Here is a 14,632-nt window from a genome sequence, read left to right as displayed (position 1 = left end):
CCGTGACTGGCGATCAACATTCGATGATGTTGACTGCCAGTCCGCCCCTCGCCGTTTCCTTGTATTTATCCAGCATATCGCGGCCGGTTTCCCTCATGGTATGGAGTACCTTGTCGAGGGACACGTAATGCTTGCCGTCCCCGCGCAGACCCATAATAGCGGCGTCGATGGCCTTCACCGAGGCCATGGCGTTGCGTTCAATGCAGGGTATCTGCACCAGTCCGCCGATGGGGTCACAGGTCATGCCCAGGTGATGTTCCATACCAATTTCGGCGGCATTCTCTACCTGCCCCGGTGACCCACCCGTGGTCGCCGCCAGGCCGGCCGCTGCCATGGCGCACGCCGAGCCAACCTCACCCTGGCAACCCACTTCGGCGCCGGAAATGGACGCATTTTCCTTGAACAGCACACCAATCGCCGCGGCGGTCAGCATGAAACAGACGATGCCGTCTTCATTCGCCTGTGGGCAGAACTCCCAGTAATAATGGAGCACCGCCGGAATAATGCCCGCTGCGCCGTTGGTGGGTGCCGTGACAATCCGCCCCCCGGCGGCATTTTCCTCGTTGACCGCCAGGGCATAGAGGTTGACCCAGTCCAGTGCACTCAAGGACGGTGAAATCAGATCCACTCGCTGCTTGTCCATCAGCGATCGATACAGTAACGCAGCCCGGCGCCGGACCTTGAGGCCGCCGGGTAACTCACCTTCGTGGCGAATACCATTCTGTACGCACGCGCGCATCACCTGCCATAACGCTAAGATACCGCTTCGAATCTCTGCCGGTGAACGCCAGGCCTGCTCATTGGCAAGCATGATATCGGCGATGGTCAGGTCATGTTCCCGACAAAGGGCCAACAGCGCCTTGCCGCTGCTAAAGGGGTACGGCTGCGAAGTGTCGTCCTCTCGAATTCTCAGGGTGTTGTCGACGGTTGCATCCACGACAAATCCACCCCCGACCGAGTAATAGGTTTTTTCGCACAGGCACCGCCCCTCTCGGTCAAACGCCTGACACATCATGCCGTTGGGATGCTCCGGCAATGATTTCCGGCGGTAGTACACGATGTCGCTGGATTCCCGGAAGCGAAGCTGGTGTTGCCCCGCCAGAGACAACCAGCCGGTGTTTCTGATTCGCTCCCGACGGGCCGGCATTTCCTCCGCGTTAACCTGGGCAGGCCGCTCTCCCTCCAACCCCATCATCACAGCCGGACCAGTACCGTGGCCTTTGCCAGTGGCACCGAGAGAGCCATACAGGGACACCTTGAGCCGGTGCACGGATGCCAGCAGCCGTTCCCGCTCCAGGGCCTCGGCAAACCGGCGTGCCGCTTCCATGGGCCCGACCGTATGGGAGCTTGACGGACCAATGCCTACCTTGAACAGTTCAAACAGACTGACAGACAATTCACTGACTCCTGCTGAGGGACCTGCCTCAACAGTAACGCCGTCAATCGCCTGCCGCATGCTCGCCGACGACGCTGAAAAGATGATTTGCGACAACCTGGAAGGTCGCGTAGGGAGAATCCTCAGGCATGGGATGTCGCATTTGGACCATTGTCAGCCTGACTACCGACTTAGAATGAACCCACAAGGGAACTGATCACTTGTTGCACTATCAAAGTGCAAGAACTAGTGTTCAGATAGTAGTGGTCGAAACGACATTCCGTGCATGGACTGCCGCAACAGGCCCAGGCGGGGCAAGGGGGTTAATCATGACCACTGATACAGGCGCGCACACAAACAGGCCCGCCCAGCAGCCCTACCGAGTGGGCTTCCTGCTGATCGAAAACTTCACCCTGATTGCACTTTCCACCGCTGTCGAGCCCCTGCGCATGGCCAACCAGCTCGCCGGCTCCGAACTCTACTCCTGGAAACTGCTCACGGACGGTGGTGGCTACGCCCGCGCCAGTGATGGCATCACCATGGTGCCAGACGGATCCATTCAGGAAGAACACCGCTTCGACCTGGTGATTGTGGTCGCCGGCATTGATGTCCCCCGCAGTTTTTCATGCAGGGAAGTCCGTTGGCTGAAACAGATGGACCGGCGGCATGTCCTGCTGGGGGCTGTCTGCACCGGACCCTATGTCCTGGCCAGTGCCGGCCTGCTGGATGGCCACTCCTGCAGTGCCCACTGGGAATGTCTGGAAGCCATGCAGGAGGGCTTCCCCCGGGTCCAGACCAACAATCGCCTGTTTACCGTCGGGCGGGAACGCATGACATGCACCGGTGGCACAGTGCCCATGCACATGATGCTCAGCTTCCTGGCACGGCGCCATGGCAAAGAGCTCAGCAATGCAATTTCCCACATGTTTGTCTGCGATCGGGTGCGGGAAGATAGCGAACAGCAGCCCATGCCTATGCATCCCCGACTGGCCTGCGCGCAGCCCAAGCTGGCAGAGGCCGCCCAACTGATGGAAGCCAACATCGAGGAACCCATCGAACTGCAGGAACTGGCAACACTGGCGGGCATATCGCGCCGGCAGCTTGAACGGCTGTTCCTCAAGCACATGGGCTGCACACCTTCACGCTATTACCTTCGGGTACGTCTGAATCGTGCACGCCGGCTGCTGAAGCAGACCTCCTGTTCGCTTGTTGCAATTGCCTCCATGTGCGGCTTCGTGTCCGCCACACACTTCAGCCGGTGCTATCGTAAAGTCATGGGGCGGGCTCCAAAATATGAGCGGATGGACGCCTATACCCCTGTAGCGACCGACACGTCCCTGACAGATACCCAGACCAGTCTGCCATCATCCTCCCTACAGGCGCTCAGGCGCGCTCGCACTGAGCCAACCTACGGTACCTTTCTTGGCCGAGGTCATGGCTCGGGCGAGGACACCGGCTCAGGTTAGCCCCACCACCAGACCATTGTCATCCAGTGCAATGTCCAGGGCCGCAGGGCGCCGCGGCAGGCCCGGCATGGTCATGATGTCGCCACAAACCGCCACCACAAAGCCCGCGCCGGCGGCCAGGCGCACTTCCCTTACCGGCAGCATGTGACCGGACGGCGCGCCCTTTATCGACGAATCCGCCGAGAAGCTGTACTGGGTCTTGGCGATACACACTGGCAGATGGCCGAACCCCAGGCTCTCGTATTCCTCCAGCTGCCGCTTGGCCACCGTTGTAAATTCCACGCTTCCGGCATGATAGATACGGGTGGCGATGGTGCGGATCTTGTCCGCCAGCGGCAGGCTGTCTTCATAGAGGAATTTCACATCCGGTGTACCTTCGTCCATCTGCTCGAGCACCGCCTGAGCCAGTTCCGTGGCGCCCTCGCCGCCGGTTGCCCAGTGGTCAGCGGGCACGGCTTTTACCCCCAGTTCTTCACTGATCGATTGAACCAGTGCCATCTCCTCCTCGGTGTCGTCCGGGAAACGGTTGATGCACACCACCGGAGTCAGTCCGAACTGCTGAAGGTTGCGGACGTGTCGCTCCAGATTGGCAGCGCCATCCCGTAGCGCAGCCAGGTCAGGAACAGCCAGTTTGCTGCGGGGAACACCGCCCTGCATCTTGAGTGCCCGAATGGTGCAGACCACCACCGCGGCATCAGGGCGTAAGCCGGTGTGTCGACACTTGATGTCAATAAACTTTTCCGCACCCAGGTCGGCACCAAAACCGGCCTCGGTCACTACCACGTCGTTCAGGGCCAGCGCCGCACGAGTCGCCGTCACGGAATTACAGCCGTGGGCGATATTGGCAAACGGCCCACCATGGATAAACACCGGGTTGTGCTCCAGGCTCTGTACCAGGTTTGGCTGCAGTGCCTCTTTCAGCAGCACGGTCAGCGAACCTTCCGCGCCCAGATCGCGAACGGTCACCGGAGCCATATCGGCACGCCGGCCAATGATGATATTCCCCAATCGCTGTTTCAGGTCCGCGCGCCCGTCGGCCAGGCACAGGATCGCCATAATCTCGGACGAGACGGTAATATCGAACCCGGTTTCACGGGGCACGCCATGCGGTGCGCCACCAAGGCCGCACACCATGTTGCGCAGGGAGCGATCGTTGATGTCCAGAACTCGTCGCCAGCTTACATGGCGCGGGTCCAGCCCGGCTTCATTACCCCAGTGGATGTGGTTGTCGATCAGCGACGCCAACAGGTTGTGAGCACAGGTAATGGCATGGAAGTCGCCATTGAAATGCAGGTTGATATCCTCCATCGGAATCACCTGGGCCCGGCCACCGCCAGCGGCCCCGCCCTTCATGCCAAAACAGGGGCCAAGAGACGGCTCCCGCAGGCACACGGAAGAGCGCACCCCCAAACGGTTGAAGCCATCGTTCAACCCGACGCTGGTGGTGGTCTTGCCCTCACCGGCCGGGGTCGGGGTAATGGCGGTCACGAGCACCAGCTTGCCCCGGGGGGCACTAGCGGAGGTATCCACATACGCCATATCCAGTTTGGCCTTGTAGTGACCAAAGGGCACCAGGCTCTCCCCTGGCAACCCGAAACGCTGCTGGGCCAGCAGAAGGATGGACAGGGGCTGGACCGAGCGGGCGATCTCGATGTCGGGAGTGCCCGGCGGCGGAAACTCCGCAGGCGCCGGTGTTACAGACGTCAGTTTACTGTGCTGAAGACTCATGGAACTGGCCTCTCTGGTCCTCAATGGACCCGCTATGCTCTTTAATCCATTGCGCCGACTGGCGCAAACCACCGAACGGGAAAAGATGGATGCCCCGTAGCAGGGTATCCGGGTTGTTCAGGCAATACTGGACCAGCGCACGCACCATGCCATCCGGTGTCCAGGCACGCAGCAATTTGGCGCTGCCCGGGCGCCGCAACATCAGGCGGGCGGATGCACCTACCCCACACTGTGCGGCGTAGGCGATGAGGGTTTTCACCCGCGTTGGCCCGGCCATGCCAATGTACACCGGCACCTCTTCCAGGATATTGCCCAGGCTTTGCAGCCAGTCGATCACCACATCAGCGTCGAACGTGAACTGGGTCACCACCCACAGCCGTGTCGAGGTAGTGCGGGCGTATTCGCGCTTGATGCTGAGGGCCTGGCTCAAGGTGGCCCGGTCTGCCATAGGGTGCCCATCCGGATGAGCGGCCACACCGATACCGTGAAAGTGGAACTGAGCCAACAGGCCTGATTCGAGAACGGCGAGCGTGTCCGGAAAGGGGCCGGCGACCGCATCACTGTCGCCGGCAATCAGCAACAGCCGGTCAATCCGGTTTTCATCCATTTGTGACAGCCAGTCCCTTAGCTGGCCACTGCTCTCTGCCATTCGAACTGGCACGTGAGGTATCGGCTGCATACCCAGTGCCAGGAGATACCGGCAGGCTTCCAGCGTGTCGCTGAACTGGCCCTTTGGCAGGAACGGCACGTAGACACATGTACCCGCAGGCAGAAGATCCGCCAGATGCTCCGTTGTCAGAATCTGTCGCGGTGTCGCCTCGATAGAGGCCGAGCGCACCAGAGCCTGAAACCGTGCTGCGGCCTCCTCATCACCGGGGTTAATCGTCTGTTCTTCTCTCACCAGCTTCATTAACCACGCCCCCTTGCTACCCGTGTGCACCAGAAGGGATCAGGCGGCAGCTGCCGCCTGCCTGCCAGTTCTGCTAGTCAGCGAAGTCGATACCCTTTGCCCGGGCCCGCTCGCGGGCGTTGGGGTTCACCGATGGCCGGAAGGGCACTTCCACCACCTCCGCCTCCACTTCGGTAGAGCCGTTGGCTGCGGCGTACTCCACCGGCAGGTGAACCGTCAGGCGTGTACCAGTGGCGCGCAGGTCAAACGGCACATAGGCCAGCGCGATGTTGGTTTCCAGTTCCGGCGAGTACCAGGGCGAAGTAACGTAGCCTTCCGGTGCGCCACCATCCGGCCCGCTGATCAACCAGAAATCATTGGCATAGTCTGTCACCTGGCCGCCGCCGAAGCGGATACCCACCATGATGTGGCTGAAGGGAGGGCTACCGGCATCAATCTGCTCGCGAACCTTCTCAAGCTTCTGCTTGCCGATGTAGTCCGCGTCCTTGTTGCGCGGCACCTGGTATGCCAGGGCGCACTGGAACGGCAGGGTTTCCTGGTCCACATCCTGGCCCCAGGAAAGAATGCCTGCGGCAATGCGACGGTGGTGCGCCGGGGCAATCACCCTCAGATTGTGTGGTTCACCGGTGGCAAGCACGGTATACCAGAGGTCCTCGGCGTATTTGGTGGCTTCCTTGAGGTAGATCTCGTAGCCCTTTTCGCCGGTGAAACCGGTCTGGGAAACGATCACGTCATGGCCGGCAACCTGGCCCTCCATCAGCCCGTAGTAGGGAATGTCCTTCACCCCCTCGCCGAACAGATCGGCCATAAGTGCCTCGGACTTCGGACCCTGGATCTGGACCGGAGCCACATCGATTTCCGCAATGCTGACATCGAAGCCCATACCGATGTTCACGCCCCGCAGCCACAATTCCAGGTCGCTGTCAGAGAGGGAGAACCAGAATTCATCGTCTGCCACCCTTAGCAGCACCGGGTCATTGAGAATGCCGCCGTCCTCGTTGCACAGGATGACGTACTTGCCGCGCATGGGTTTTATTTTGGTGGCGTCGCGGGTGATCACGTAGTTCACGAAGCGCTCCGCATCCGGGCCCTTGACCTGAATCTGGCGCTCAACCGCTACGTTCCACATGGTGACATCGTTTATCAGGGACTCGTATTCCACCATGGCGCCGCCGTCTTCCGGGCGGACATAGCCCCGGGGGTGGTACATGCGGTTGTATACGGAAGCCCGCCAGCAGCCAGCCTCACAGGACAGATGCCAGTACGGCGACTTGCGGACCCTTGTGGAGATCAGCATTTCCACCGGCGTGGGGCCGGACTGGCGCAGGTTGATGGGAACGCGGCGATCAGACTGGTCGACGCTGTCAGGCTGGCGCGCAGCACCAGCCCGTTGTTGTGGATAATCCTGAAGTGCGTGTTCGAATTTAACGGCCATTGCTATCTCCCCCTACCGGGTTGTTGATAGCTCTAATGTGGCCCTGTTTGGATATATCGGGTTGAACCAATACGACACTGGCACAACCAAAAACGGCAAAGGGGGAGCCTGTCCAGTCATCCCGTGAGGAAGAATGGGAACCGATACCAGACTTGGGGAAGCCGCAAAGTCAGCTGACAGCCATGCATGTGAAAACCGGATGATTTTAGGGTTGTCCGACACCGAAAGCTGGGCTAGTGTCATATCAAGCAGGTACTTTTGGCCTCGGACAAAGCCTTCCGATCCTGTCTGTAAGGCCGTTAAGGGACCAGGATGCGCAGTACAGGATGACAAAGATGGAACAAAGGCAGAGTCCGCGGCTATCGACAAATGCCAGGTTGCACCTTTACCGGGATGGAAGACCACTATGTATCGGGCGCGTCAAGGCAGTAAGCAGGAACGGCCTCTTCGTAGCAGCTACCGACATCACCGACGTCAGCCCCAATCAGGTCCTTGAATTCGAACTCCCCTCTGAAGACCAGCTCGCTGGTCGTTCACAGCGGGGAAAAGCGTTGGTTGTTCATAGTAGTGACCAGGGCCTGGGACTGATGCTCCAGGAAGGCGAACATCCGCCCGGGATGCGCGAGTTGTATTCCTGGCGGCTGCGCCGGCATCGCAATTCGCAGTCTCGCGCCGCGAAGCGGACTGCCAGGAGTCTGCACCAGGCATGAACCGACTTTCAGCTCAGTCTTGAGGCCGTGTTTGGAAAATTTGTGGTGGCAGAGTTTTGGCATGAACGTTGCTTCCGTCACCCATCATCAAGCATTTTCACGGATCAGCAGAACAATGTGTTATCTGCACAAAAGGTGGAACTGAGCAATGAGTGAAAAACAGCCGCGCGTCTGGCCGGGTGAACCACAACCACTTGGCGCGACCTGGGATGGAAGCGGAGTTAATTTCGCACTTTTTTCCGAGCATGCCGAACAGGTTGAGCTCTGCCTTTTCGATCCTTCCGGCAAGCAGGAAATTGAACGTATCCTCATGCCTGAGCGCACAGGTCTTGTGTGGCACGCTTACCTGCCCCACGTCGGGCCCGAGCTGCTTTACGGTTACCGGGTTCACGGGCCCTATGCTCCGGAAGAAGGGCACCGCTTTAATCCGAACAAGCTCCTGCTGGACCCATACACCAAATCCATTTTTGGAGAACTCCAGTGGAGTGATGCGATGTTCGGCTACGATCTCGGTGACGAAGAAGAAGACCTCTCCTTCGATGACCGCGACAGCGCTGAAGGCATGCTCCGCTCCCGGGTTATTGACGGGAGTTTTGACTGGGAAGGAGATACTCCGCCGGCGACACCCTGGCACGAAACCCTGATCTACGAGCTCCATGTCAAGGGCTTTACCAGGCTACACCCGGACGTGCCCCAGTACATCAGGGGAACCTATGCGGCGCTGGGAACAGAGCCGGCAATTGCCTACCTCAAGGACCTTGGCATTACGGCAGTCGAGCTGCTGCCCATTCACGCTCACATTAATGACCGTCGCCTCGAGGATCAGGGCCTCACCAACTACTGGGGTTACAACAGCATTGGCTTTTTTGCACCCTCGCCCGAGTATGCCAGCAGCGACGCCGTCACCGAGTTCAAGGCTGCAGTCAAAGCACTGCACGCCGCAGGCATCGAAGTCATCCTTGATGTTGTCTATAACCATACCGGCGAAGGCAACCACCTGGGGCCCACGCTCTGCTTCCGGGGTATAGACAACAGCTCCTATTACCGGCTGGTGCAAGACGACCCGCGCCACTATATGGATTATACGGGCACCGGAAACACCCTTGACATGGGGCATCCGCAGGTCCTGCAACTGATCATGGACAGCCTGCGCTACTGGGTTCAGGAAATGCATGTGGACGGCTTCCGGTTTGATCTGACCGCCACGCTGGGGCGGGAGGAGCATGATTTTGACCAGCATGGCGCCTTCTTTGACATCATCCAGCAGGATCCGGTGCTGTCCCGGGTAAAACTGATTGCCGAGCCCTGGGACCTGGGCGACGGTGGCTATCAGGTTGGCAATTTCCCGCCGGGCTGGGTCGAGTGGAACGACAAATTCCGGGACACGGTCCGTGATTACTGGCGGGGCAAAGGCGACGTCATTTCCGAGTTGGCCACGCGCCTGACCGGCTCGGCTGATCTGTTTTACTCAAACGGTCGCAGCCCCTGCTCGAGCATCAACTTCATTACCGCTCATGACGGCTTCACGCTTCATGACCTTGTCAGTTACAACGGTGAGTACAATTCGGCCAACCAGGAAGGCGATACCGACGGCGAACGAGACGATAAAAACCGGAGCTGGAACTGCGGGATGGAAGGACCTTGCGATGACCCGCAGATCCTGGCGCTGCGGGAGCGCCAGAAACGCAACTTTCTTGCCACGCTTTTTCTGTCGGCGGGTGTTCCGATGTTGCTGGCCGGTGACGAATTCGGCCGCAGCCAGCAGGGAAACAATAATCCCTACTGTCAGGATAACGAGATCAGCTGGCTGAACTGGGAGTTGGACGAAAAAGGCAGCGAACTCCTGGCCTTTACCCGTCACCTGATCCACATCCGCGAATCCCATCCGGCCTTCCGGCGCCGGCATTTTTTTCGCGGTCAGCCCGTCAACAGTGCCGATACCAAGGATATCTACTGGCTCAACCCCGACGGCGGTGAAATGACCCAGGAGGAATGGGACACAACCTTTGCCCGCGCTCTTGGCGTACTCATAACGGGCTCAGGGCTGCCGGATGTGGACCGGCAGGGAGAACCGGTGAAAGATGACGACTTTCTGCTGTTACTCAATGCCCATCATGACGATGTGCCCTTCACTATTCCGGATATTGCCGACATAGCCTCCTGGAAACTCCTGGTCAATACCTTCGTCCCCGACATTCCTGCGTCTTCCGAGAGCTGGGCCCCCGGCAACGAATGCGCAGTCGGAGGGTACTCTCTGATGCTGTTCCACCATCAGAGGGGCGACTCGTGAAGCGAACTCATGAGATGCCGTTTGGCGCCCGCATCCAGCCAGACGGCAAGGTGTGTTTCGGATTCTGGGCTCCCGCTCTCCCGGACGTCGAACTGTGTCTGCATGAAGGCAAGGACAGAACCTGTCTGCCTATGGAGCCCGCGGGAGACGGCTGGTTCTGTCTCGAAACTGACCGCGCCGGAGCCGGGTCGCTTTACAGCTACCGCATCCGGGGAGCCGAGTGCGTGCCAGACCCTGCCTCGCGCTTTCAGCCGGAGGATGTCCATGGCCCGAGTGAGGTAATTGACCCCTCAGCGTTTGCGTGGCGGGACCGGGAGTGGCGCGGCCGGCCATGGCACGAAGCCGTCATTTACGAGTTGCACACCGGGACTTTCAGCAAAGGCGGTGATTATCAGGGCATTGAAGAAAGACTGGATTACCTGGTAGAGCTCGGCATTACCGCCATTGAGCTTATGCCACTATCGGACTTTCCGGGGCGCCGAAACTGGGGCTATGACGGCGTTCTGCTCTTTGCTCCAGACCACACCTATGGCCGGCCCGAGCAGCTGAAAAACCTGGTACAGGCCGCGCACGAGCGCCAGATCATGGTCTTCCTGGATGTTGTCTACAACCACTTCGGACCTGACGGCAATTACCTCCACCTCTATGCGCCAGACTTTTTTACCGAACGCCATCAGACCCCCTGGGGCGCAGGCATCAATTTTGACGATGAAAACAGTCAGACCGTCCGCGACTTTTTCATCCATAACGCCCTTTTCTGGCTGGAGGAGTATCATCTGGATGGCCTGAGGCTGGATGCCGTTCACGCTATCAACGACGACTCCAGTCCGTCCTGCCTCGAGGAACTCGCCACTCGGGTCCATGAGGGGCCCGGCCGTAATCGCCAGATACACCTGATACTCGAGAATGACGACAACTCCGCCCGTTATCTGTCCCGCACGCCGGAGCTTTCACCTCGTTTTTTTACCGCCCAGTGGAATGATGATATTCACCACTGCCTGCACCTGATGCTCACCGGCGAGAGCGATGGTTACTATGCCGACTATACCCGGAAACCAAACTGGTTTCTGGGCCGGTGTCTTGCAGAGGGCTTTGCGTACCAGGGAGAACCTTCACCCTACCGGGGAAACGTCCACCGGGGTGAGCCGAGTACTGAGCTCCCCCCCGATGCCTTTGTCTCCTTTCTGCAAAATCACGATCAGACAGGCAACCGCGCCTTCGGAGAACGGATCGACGCCCTCGCCCCGCCAGCCGCCATTGCCGCTGCCGCTGCCGTGCGCCTGCTGGCCCCCCAGCCCCCGCTTCTGTTTATGGGTGAGGAATTCGGGGCGACAACACCCTTTCAGTTTTTCTGCGACTTTTCCGGAGAGCTCGCCGATGCAGTGACCGCCGGGCGCCGGGAAGAATTTTCCGGATTCGAGGATTTTTCCGAAGCCGGAACGTCGGATCGCATCCCCGACCCCAACGCGGACCAGACCTTCCTTCAGAGCAAACTGGAATGGGACTGCCTCAATTCGCCCCGTCATGCCGACCGCTACCGCCATTTTAGCGACCTGCTGGCTTTACGAAGCAGACTCTATAGCGAAAAAGGCCACCGCCCCCTGCCCGGCGCGGGAACTTTCCGCGAATCAGGTGACACGGCTCTCCAGGTAAGCTGGCAGTTAAGGGATGGCTCCACCCTCACCATGCTGATCAATCTCGGGCCCCATCCCTGCTCAATCCCCGGCGTCAGCCCAGACCCGGCAGACAGGGTTTATTGTTTCCCTGCCGGGTTGCCGGAGGCTCTGAACAATGCAAGGTTGCTGCCCTGGTCGGTTGCCGTTTTTCTCGCGTCGGCCCGTGATGCAAATGCCATCCCCACCGCCACCTATCGACTCCAGCTCAACAGGGATTTCAGCTTCCGCGATGCCGGAGAACTGATTCCCTATCTCGATGATCTGGGTATCAGCCACTGTTATTGCTCTCCCTACCTGAGGGCACGATCCGGCAGCAGCCACGGCTATGACATCGTTGACCATGGCGAACTCAATCCTGAAATCGGCAGCCAGGCGGATCTCGAGGACTTCGCCGCAAAACTCGAAGAGCGGGATATGGGGCATATCCTTGACATGGTACCCAATCACATGGGCATTATGGGGGACGACAATCTCTGGTGGCTGGATGTTCTGGAAAATGGCCCCGCGTCCCGGTTTGGCAACTTTTTCGACATCGACTGGACGCCCCTGCGTCGGGGCATGAATAACGAGGTACTGATTCCCGTCCTCGGTGACCATTACGGTGATGTGCTTGATCAGAAGCAGCTGGAACTCGCCTTTGACCCGCACGAAGGCACTTTTTCGGTGCATTATTATGAGCATCGTTTCCCGATTGACCCCCGCCAGTACCCCCTTATTCTCAATCGGCAGCCGGACCGGTTGAAGGACTGTTTCGGCAGCGAAGAGTGTGCCCTGATGGAGTTTCAGAGCCTTGTGACGGCCCTTGAGAACCTCCCCTCCCGAAGCAGCACTCTGGAAGAGGAGCTGACGGCGCGCAATCGTGACAAGGAACTCCTCAAACAGCGGCTCAAAGCGCTCCATGAGGTCAGCCCCGCCCTTCAGCAACACCTGAAGAGCGTCCTCCGGGAGATCAACCGCTCTGAAGCTCTGGGCACTGAGACCAGCAGCCCGATGCATGAGCTGCTTGAAGCCCAGGCCTACCGGCTCGCCTACTGGCGGGTTGCGGCTGATGAAATCAACTACCGACGGTTTTTCGATATCAATGATCTCGCCTGTCTGCGGCAGGAAGAACAGGCGGTGTTCGAAAAAACCCATAAACTGGCACTTGACCTCGTCAGTGACGGCAAGGTCCAGGGCCTGCGGATAGACCATCCCGACGGGCTGTACGATCCGGTGCAGTATTTCCATCGCCTGCAGGGCCCCAGGCCAGCCTATGTCATCGCCGAAAAAATTCTCAGCAAGGGAGAAAGTCTGCGGCGGAGCTGGCCTATTCACGGCACCACGGGTTATGACTTCGCTGCCGCTTGTACCGGCCTGTTTATTGAGCCGGAAACCGCAGATGAGATGCAGGAGATCTACGAATCCTTTGTCGGCCACAAAATCGAATTCAAGGACATCTGTTATCGCTCGAAAAAGCTGATTGTCCAGACGTCGCTTACCAGCGAGATGGCGGTGCTGGCCAGTCAGCTTGCACGTATAGCGGATGCCGATCCCCACAGCCGGGACTTCACCCTGAACGGTCTGAGGCAGGCTCTTACCGAGGTGGTGGCCTGTTTCCCCGTCTATCGCACCTACATCACTGAACGCGGAGTTACCGAGGAGGACCGGGACCAGATAGACCAGGCATTGCAGGATGCCATGAAGAGAAGCCAGGCTGCGGATATCACAGCATTCCGTTTTATCCGGGATGTTCTCCTGCTCGAGTTCGGCGAAAGCCAGCCGGAAGCCCTGCGCCGGACGCTGATCCGCTTCTCGATGAGCTTTCAGCAGTATACCTCCCCGGTCATGGCCAAGGGCCTTGAAGATACCGCACTTTACGTCTACCACCGGCTGGTCGCGCTTAATGAAGTGGGTGCCGAGCCGGGAGTCTTTGGCGTCAGCGCTGCGGCATTTCATCAGGCCAACCTTGAGCGCCAGGCCAGCTGGCCACATAGCATGATCGATACCTCCACCCACGATACCAAGCGGTCTGCCGATACCCGCGCCCGAATAGGGGTGCTTTCCGAAATTCCGGACCGGTGGCGGGAGAAGGTCAACTACTGGGCTGCCATCAATGCCCACTACAAGCACCAGGATAACGGCAGCGCCTGGCCCGATGAAAACACCGAATATCTGCTATATCAGACCCTGATCGGGACCTGGCCCCTGGAGCAACCGGCGTCTCTTGACATGGAAGCCTTCAGGACGCGAATCCAGGATTACATGCTCAAGGCAGTCAAGGAAGCCAAGCAGCACACCTCCTGGATCAACAGCAACCCGGGTTATGAAGAAGGCCTGTCCAGATTCATCGACGGTGTGCTGCAGCCCGACAATGCCAGATTTCTGGAAGACTTTACCGACTTTCAGGAATCGATCAGCAACCTGGGGATGTACGCCAGCCTGGGCCAGGTCCTGCTCAAACTGACAGCTCCCGGGGTACCAGATACCTATCAGGGAGACGAGCTCTGGAACTTCAGCCTGGTGGACCCGGACAATCGCCGGCCGGTGAACTACCACCAGCGCAGGCAAATACTTCAGGAACTGAAGGCGGAATTTGACAGGAACTCCGTAGATCGCACTGCGCTTTCCACGCTGACCGGCGACATGTCGGACGGCCGTATCAAATGCTATCTCACCTGGAAGTGTCTGTCCCTGCGACGTCAGCATCCGGACCTGTTCAGCCTCGGTACATACACTCCATTGCGAACCAGAGGCATTCATGCCGACAATCTGTTCGCGTTTGCCCGGGAACACGAGGGCGAAACGCTGATCGTGGTGGTGCCAAGGCTGCTTGGGCGCCTGGCAGCGACAAAGGCCGAGGGCTCCGGCAATCTTGTGGGTCGCCTGGACTGGGGGAATTCCGCTGTCGAGTTGCCTGAACAGCTGGCCACCAGTAGCTACCGGAACCACCTGACCGGGAAGCCTTTGGACGTAAGGGGCGTCGACGACAGTCCACTCCTGATGGCACAGCAGCTGTTCGCCGCGTTCCCGGTGGCGCTACTGGTTTCCCGGCCCCTGCGGTGA

At 59.2% G+C, this 14,632-nt stretch carries 7 protein-coding genes; 3 read left to right on the top strand and 4 right to left on the bottom strand.

Translation table 11 applies throughout. The features are described 5' to 3' along the window. Positions 1 to 13: 13 nt before the first annotated feature. Positions 14 to 1,396, bottom strand: coding sequence for an L-serine ammonia-lyase (locus IE079_RS12855; protein WP_189577027.1), 1,383 nt, complete (start codon positions 1,394 to 1,396; stop codon positions 14 to 16). Between the two features lie 308 nt (positions 1,397 to 1,704). On the opposite strand from IE079_RS12855, the gene gbdR reads away from it, so the two are divergent. Further along, complete coding sequence (gene gbdR / locus IE079_RS12850; RefSeq protein WP_189577026.1) at positions 1,705 to 2,841, top strand: choline metabolism transcriptional regulator GbdR; 1,137 nt, start codon at positions 1,705 to 1,707, stop codon at positions 2,839 to 2,841. Here the strand turns inward: gbdR and IE079_RS12845 are convergent. From IE079_RS12845 to IE079_RS12835, 3 genes are all read right to left on the bottom strand, one after another. Beyond that, positions 2,833 to 4,569, bottom strand: a complete 1,737-nt coding sequence (locus IE079_RS12845) for a formate--tetrahydrofolate ligase (protein ID WP_189577025.1) — start codon at positions 4,567 to 4,569, stop codon at positions 2,833 to 2,835. The two genes, gbdR and IE079_RS12845, sit on opposite strands and share 9 nt — an antisense overlap. Continuing rightward, positions 4,550 to 5,479, bottom strand: coding sequence for a methylenetetrahydrofolate reductase (locus IE079_RS12840; protein ID WP_189577023.1), 930 nt, complete (start codon positions 5,477 to 5,479; stop codon positions 4,550 to 4,552). Before IE079_RS12840 ends, IE079_RS12845 begins: the two co-directional genes overlap by 20 nt. Positions 5,480 to 5,552: 73 nt before the next feature. Next, positions 5,553 to 6,914: a glycine cleavage T C-terminal barrel domain-containing protein gene (locus tag IE079_RS12835; RefSeq protein ID WP_189577021.1), complete on the bottom strand. Its 1,362-nt coding sequence runs from the start codon at positions 6,912 to 6,914 to the stop codon at positions 5,553 to 5,555. Between the two features lie 858 nt (positions 6,915 to 7,772). Between IE079_RS12835 and glgX the strand changes: the two genes are divergently transcribed. Then, positions 7,773 to 9,914: a glycogen debranching protein GlgX gene (gene glgX / locus IE079_RS12830; protein ID WP_189577019.1), complete on the top strand. Its 2,142-nt coding sequence runs from the start codon at positions 7,773 to 7,775 to the stop codon at positions 9,912 to 9,914. Further along, positions 9,911 to 14,632 carry a malto-oligosyltrehalose synthase gene (gene treY / locus IE079_RS18855; protein ID WP_227712487.1) on the top strand — a complete coding sequence of 1,574 codons (4,722 nt, stop codon included), beginning with the start codon at positions 9,911 to 9,913 and terminating at the stop codon, positions 14,630 to 14,632. The genes glgX and treY overlap by 4 nt, the downstream gene beginning before the upstream one ends.

Origin of the sequence: Marinobacter zhanjiangensis (assembly GCF_014651935.1) — a bacterium.
GTDB lineage: Bacteria > Pseudomonadota > Gammaproteobacteria > Pseudomonadales > Oleiphilaceae > Marinobacter > Marinobacter zhanjiangensis.
This window is presented reverse-complemented; position numbering and strand designations above follow the sequence as displayed.